Annotated in this window: 1 protein-coding gene and 1 pseudogene; both read right to left on the reverse strand. The window is 42.9% G+C overall.

Going from position 1 to position 648, the window contains the following annotated elements; genetic code table 11:
- Positions 1–126: 126 nt before the first annotated feature.
- A pseudogene (locus tag CBG25_RS12065) lies at positions 127–261 on the reverse strand (trehalase family glycosidase); the annotation flags it as partial.
- Positions 262–295: 34 nt separating this feature from the next.
- Positions 296–648: transposase family protein (locus CBG25_RS12070; RefSeq protein ID WP_290603898.1), on the reverse strand; the 353-nt coding region annotated here is incomplete at its 5' end.

A 648-nucleotide genomic window follows, 5' to 3' on the forward strand; every position in this document is an offset into this window, starting at 1 on the left:
CGTACCACTCAAACAGACCAAAGTGCCTCCGATGAAAAATGACAGTGTAATTTCGTTGCACTGATGGAAACAAAAGTAGCCTGCCATTTATCGCACGTTTTGGCTTCAAATATCGCACGCCGCATCAGCAGCTCCTGCGCGTAAGTCTCGATAAACTTCAGAAGCAGGGCGATTTTTGGCTTTCGCTGCGGTAGTGATATCTTCTACATATGATTCAGTACGTGGTACATCCCGATCATCAAAAAGCGTGTTGCTTAATAGTGAAATAAGGGTGTTTCGGTGATTGAAGTAAATTTTACGCTGTTCTGAGATGGAAATTCCAAAGACCTGCGCTAAGGAGTAAGAAGGTATCATCAATAAAGGGTCTACGATTCCGTAAAATTTGGGTCATGCAACCGAGGCGCTTGATACCCGCGATGGCGTGTTCAACTGTAATACGGATGCCCGAGATTATTTTATTTTCTTGTTTTTGTTCAGGCGATAAAGGTCTTTTTCGAGTTCCTTTTTTTGGGATTTGTGTATTAGGATGCTGTTTATCTATACCTTGAAAACCGGTATCTGCCCAGATGGTTACCTCAGGAGGAATATGGCGAATTATATCGACTTTATCGAGTAAGCGTTTATCGTGACGGCGCCCATTTTTGCTCA

It is taken from the genome of Arsenophonus sp. ENCA, assembly GCF_002287155.1.
Taxonomy (GTDB): Bacteria; Pseudomonadota; Gammaproteobacteria; order Enterobacterales; family Enterobacteriaceae; genus Arsenophonus; species Arsenophonus nilaparvatae.